Below are 4,537 nucleotides of genomic sequence, written 5' to 3'. Positions count from 1 at the left end.
CAATCCTGCCGCGCGCGCGAACTGAACCGCCGCGAGTCCCACGCCCCCGCTCGCGCCGTGGATGAGAACGATTTCGCCAGCCCTCGCGTCGGCGCGATGGAACAGCGCCCGATGCGCCGTCGCGTAGGGAATGTGAAGCGCCGCGCCCTGCTCGAAGCCCACCGGGTGGGGCAGGGGATAGGTCCGCGTCGCTTCGCAGAGCGCGAACTCGGCATACGTTCCGCTGAGCGAGCCGCCGACATAGACGCGGTCACCGGTTGCAAACGCGCTCACTCCCTCGCCGACGGACACCACTTCGCCCGCCGCGTCGGAGCCCGGTGTGTAAGGCGGTTGGATCGCCGGATTGGTTCCGCTGCGAAAATACGTGTCCACGGGATTGACGCCCGCGGCGCGAACGCGCAGCACGAGTTGGCCTGGGCCGGGTCGTGGCATGGGCGCCTCCTCAAGGCGCAGCACGTCGGGGCCGCCGAATTGGTTCACGCGGATGGCTTTCATTTCAAGGGTTGGTGTTGATTCCGAACCGCCCGCGCCACGGGCCGCGCAGCCGTTCATCGCTTCACGTCACTCTGCACTTCGACCTTCACGCCGACGGCGCGCTCCAACCGGCTGCGGGCGACGGAATATGCGTGCAGCGCCTGGATCTGCGTGTTCCGGGCTTCCGTGAGTGCGGTCTGCGCGTTGAGCACGTCGAGTTGCGTGCCGGTGCCGGCCTCGGCGCGGGCGTTCGCGAGCCGCAGCGCCTCCTCGGCTTGTTCCTGCACTTTCTTCTGGGACTCGATCACTTCCCTCGCCTCGATGAAGTTGGACCACGCGGTGCGGACCTCGAGTTCGATGCGTCGCGCGAAGTCGTTCAGTTCCTCGCCCGCCTTGCGGTGCAGCGCGGCGGCCTCCCGCACCCTGCCGTCGGTGAGACGGCCGTCGAAAATGTTCCAGGTCATCTGCGCGCCAACGTTCCAGCCAGAGGTGTCGCGGGTCGGGTTGTTGCTGAAGCGCCGGTTGTGAGATGTGCCGCCCGCAAAAAGCTGCGCGCTCGGTTTGCGCGCGGCTTCGGCGGTGAGGATTCCCTCGCGCCGCAACTCCTCGGCCTTGCGAAGCGCGATGAGCTCCGTGCGCCCCTCGAACGCGCGCGCGACTGCGCCCGGCAAATCCATGTCGAGCGGGGTGGCTTCGAGACGGCCGCTGAGTTGCAGCGGGATGTCCTCGCTCACGGCCGGCGGCAGGCTGTAGCCGAGCGCGTGGACGAGGTTGTCGCGGGCGATGCGCAGCGCGTGGCGGGCCTTGATGACTCGCGGGCGCGCGTTGGCGAGCTCGACTTCCGCCCGCAGCACGTTGAAGCGCGGCACGGTCCCCGCCTCGAACCGGCGCGTGGTGTCTTCGAGTTCCTTCTGCAGCAGCTTCACGCTCGCGTCCTGCACGATGATTTGCTGCGCGGCGAGAAGCGCGTCGTCATACGCGACCCGCACCGCGAGCACGGTGTCCTGCACGACCGACTGATGGGCGAAGAGCGCCTGCTCGCGCGTGAGGTCCGCGATGCGCCCGGCTTGCTGGATGCGCCCGCCCTCGTAGATGGATCGAGAAACTTGCAGACCGAGCGTCCACGTTTGATCGCTCGTCCGGGGCGCGCCCGGGAAACCGAAGTCCTCGATCGCGCCACGGTCGGTGAGCGTGTAGTTGCCGGTCAGCGTCAATCGCGGCCGCGTGATGGCGCGGGCCTGCACGCTCAGGCCGTAGGCCGCTTCGATGTCGTGGCGGCTCTTGAGCACCGCGCTATTCTGTTGGAGCGCGAGGTTGATGCACTCGCCGAGCGAGAGCGGCCGGGTAAGCCACGCCGGCGGCGGATTTGTGACGGCGGGCGTGTTCGTCGCGGCGTCGAGTTGCGCCGCGAGCGCGAGAATCGTGCTGAGAATCAGGAGTGTCTTCATGGTGCTTTTGCAAACGGCGTGAGAATGCCGAAGTCCCGCGCCCGATGGCCAATCCTTTTGTGGGCGCCCCAAACCGTATCACGAAACGCGTCACCCCCATCACGGCTTGCCGAGCAATTCGAGGACCGCCGCGCTCATGGCCGTGACGCCGGTCCTGATCGAGGGCTCCGGTTGCGGCGCGTAGAGGCTGGAGTGCAGGGACGGGAGACTCCTGCCCGTGCGGAGGCTCGCGTTCACGACCTCGGATGAAATCGTCCCGAGCCAGAACATGCAGATGGGCACCTTGTGCTCGGTGCGGCCGTAGAGGCCGAAGTCCTCCGCGCCCATCACGGGCTGTCGCTTGAGCACGCTGCCTTCGCCGATCCACGCATTGAACGCGCGCACCACGCGCTGCGTGAGCGCCGGGTCGTTGTAGGTCGCCTTTGCGCCTTCTTCCTGCACCGTGACAACAGGCAGTTTGTCTTCGGGCAAGCCGGCCGCGAGCCCGAGTCCGCGTGTGATGCGCTTGATGGACGCGATGGTGTTGTCGCGCACGGTGTCCGAGTAGGATCGCAGCGTGAGTTGGAGGCGGACTTCCTCGGGGATGATGTTGTGCTTCGTGCCGCCGTGAATCGAGCCGACAGTGACGACCGCGGGTTCGATGGCCGGCGTTTCGCGGCTCACGACCGTCTGCAGCGCGAGGATGATCTGCGCGGCGAGGACGATCGGATCCTTTGTCGTGTGCGGCCAGGCGCCGTGACCGCCGACGCCGCGCACAAGGATGTCCATCGAGTCGGAGTTCGCGAGCATGAAGCCCTCCGTGAAGCCGACCGTGCCCGCGGGCAGGTCGCTTGCCACGTGCAGCGCGAGGCAATAATCCGGCCGCGGGAATCGCGTGAACAAGCCGTCGGCGAGCATCAACTTCGCCCCGCCGACCTTCTCCTCCGCGGGTTGTCCGATGAAGACGAGCGTGCCGGCCCAGCGGTCCTTGATCGCCGCGAGCGTGCGCGCCGTGCCGATGAAGGAGGTCATGTGCACGTCGTGTCCGCAGGCGTGCATCGTGCCGACCTCGTTGCCGTCCCAATCCTTCGTGCGGACCTTGCTGGCGTAAGGCAGCCCGGTCGTCTCCGTCACGGGCAGCGCGTCAAGGTCCGTGCGCACGAGCACCGTCTTGCCGGGGCCGTTTCGCAACACGCCCACGACGCCGTGCCCGCCGATTTTCTCCGTCACGGTGAAGCCTGCCTTGCGCAACTCGGCCGAAATGCGCGCGGCGGTTTTCTCCTCCATGATCGAGAGTTCCGGGTTTGCGTGGAGGTGCTTGTAAAGTTCCAGCAACGTCGGCAACTCCGCCTCTGCCCGCGCGCGGACCTGCTGGCGGACGGCGTCTGCCGCGGCTTTCGGCGACTGCGCGAGCGATGCAGGATGGGCGGAGAACAAGGCGAGTGCGGCTGCGACAAGGTAGGGAAGTGCTTTCATGGTGAAGTGGCAGTGGTCCGGGCGTGGGTGAGTTTGTCGTGGAAGATGGGCGGTTCTGCAAGTGTCGGCTGCGTTGCGCATCCCGGGATCCAGCGCTAGCACCGGCAACCGAGCGTGAGCAGCACGTTGGCCCACAGCGCCTGATCGCCGGTCTGAATGGTCAGCACGTGGTCGGGTGACTCGACGTGTTTGTAGAAGTCCCACTTCGGGATGGGCTCGATCGCGGTGGCCACACCCGCTTCTTTCGCGATGGCGCGAAACTCCGCCCACGCGGGCGGTTCGCCGGATGTCGCGTAGCGGTCGTCCGCCGGGATGCCCATCGTGTTCACGAAATCCACCGGCACGGCGCTCAACACGGCGCGGAGCACTTGCGCCACGGTCACGCACCCGGGCGAGAGATTCAGGCAAACCAGTTCGGCGTTTGGACCTTTCTTCGTCGAGGCGGGATAATTGCCGTCGGCGATGAGGATCTTGGCGTGATGGCCGGCTTTTGCGCAGACGCGAAGAATGTCGGGGTGGAGGAGCTGGGTTTTGAGCATGGTTCGTGCGGTCAAGCGGAGGCGGACAACGTGCGGAGGCTCACCATGGTCTGCGCCGCCGCGGCTTCGGCATCCGGCAACGGAAAAACCTCCGCGGACAGGTAGCCCGCGTAGCCGATGTCACGCAAGGCCGCGGCGATGGGCGCGACGCTCGTGTGGCCGAAGCCCATCGCGTGGCGGTTGCTGTCGGCCCAATGCACGTGGCCGAGGTGCGGCGCGACTGCGCGCAACGCGCCCGCGACATCCGCCTCCTCGATGTTCATATGGAAAAGGTCGCACAGCAGTTTCACGTTCTTGATGCCGCGTTCCTCGATGAACTTCGCGGCATCGGCGGCGCGGCAGATCAGGTTCGTCTCGTAACGGTTCAATGGTTCGTAAAGCAGCGGCACCCCGTGGCCGCTCGCGCGTTCGCCGAGGGCGCGGAGTGCATCGGCGAGCCGGTCGAGCGCCTGTTCGCGCGACACCGCGCCTTCGAACCGACCCTGCATCGAGCCGACAATCGCCGGCGCACCGAGGATGCCCGCGAAGTTGATGATGCCAAAGATGAACTCCCTGGCACGCTGGCGCACCGCGGGATCGGCGTCGGTGAGGCGGATCTTGTGCTTCACCCAGCCCGCGCCG

5 protein-coding genes are annotated in these 4,537 nt (G+C 66.9%); all 5 read right to left on the bottom strand.

All coding sequences use genetic code 11. The annotated features are described in order from the left end of the window. Positions 1–495: NADPH:quinone reductase (locus FJ386_15065; GenBank protein MBM3878006.1), on the bottom strand; the 495-nt coding region annotated here is incomplete at its 3' end. 53 nt (positions 496–548) lie between these two features. Then, positions 549–1,922 carry a TolC family protein gene (locus FJ386_15060; GenBank protein MBM3878005.1) on the bottom strand — a complete coding sequence of 458 codons (1,374 nt, stop codon included), beginning with the start codon at positions 1,920–1,922 and terminating at the stop codon, positions 549–551. A 99-nt stretch (positions 1,923–2,021) separates the two neighbouring features. Beyond that, a complete protein-coding gene (locus FJ386_15055; protein MBM3878004.1) occupies positions 2,022–3,377 on the bottom strand; it encodes an amidohydrolase in 1,356 nt (451 codons plus the stop codon). A gap of 95 nt (positions 3,378–3,472) precedes the next feature. Next, the gene (locus FJ386_15050; GenBank protein MBM3878003.1) at positions 3,473–3,916 is read right to left on the bottom strand and encodes a transporter; all 444 of its coding nucleotides are present in this window, start codon (positions 3,914–3,916) and stop codon (positions 3,473–3,475) included. An 11-nt stretch (positions 3,917–3,927) separates the two neighbouring features. Beyond that, positions 3,928–4,537 (bottom strand): TIM barrel protein (locus tag FJ386_15045; protein ID MBM3878002.1); only part of this gene is annotated, 610 nt, incomplete at its 5' end.

The organism is Verrucomicrobiota bacterium, from assembly GCA_016871675.1.
Classification (GTDB): domain Bacteria; phylum Verrucomicrobiota; class Verrucomicrobiia; order Limisphaerales; family VHCN01; genus VHCN01.
Note: the sequence above shows the minus strand (reverse complement) of the source record. Positions and strands in the feature narration are given on the sequence as shown.

Excerpts from the sequence above, each read along its gene's own strand:
- FJ386_15055 (MBM3878004.1), bottom strand. The coding sequence starts at position 3,377 with ATGAAAGCACTTCCCTACCTTGTCGCAGCCGCACTCGCCTTGTTCTCC.
- FJ386_15050 (MBM3878003.1), bottom strand. The coding sequence starts at position 3,916 with ATGCTCAAAACCCAGCTCCTCCACCCCGACATTCTTCGCGTCTGCGCA.
- FJ386_15060 (MBM3878005.1), bottom strand. The coding sequence starts at position 1,922 with ATGAAGACACTCCTGATTCTCAGCACGATTCTCGCGCTCGCGGCGCAA.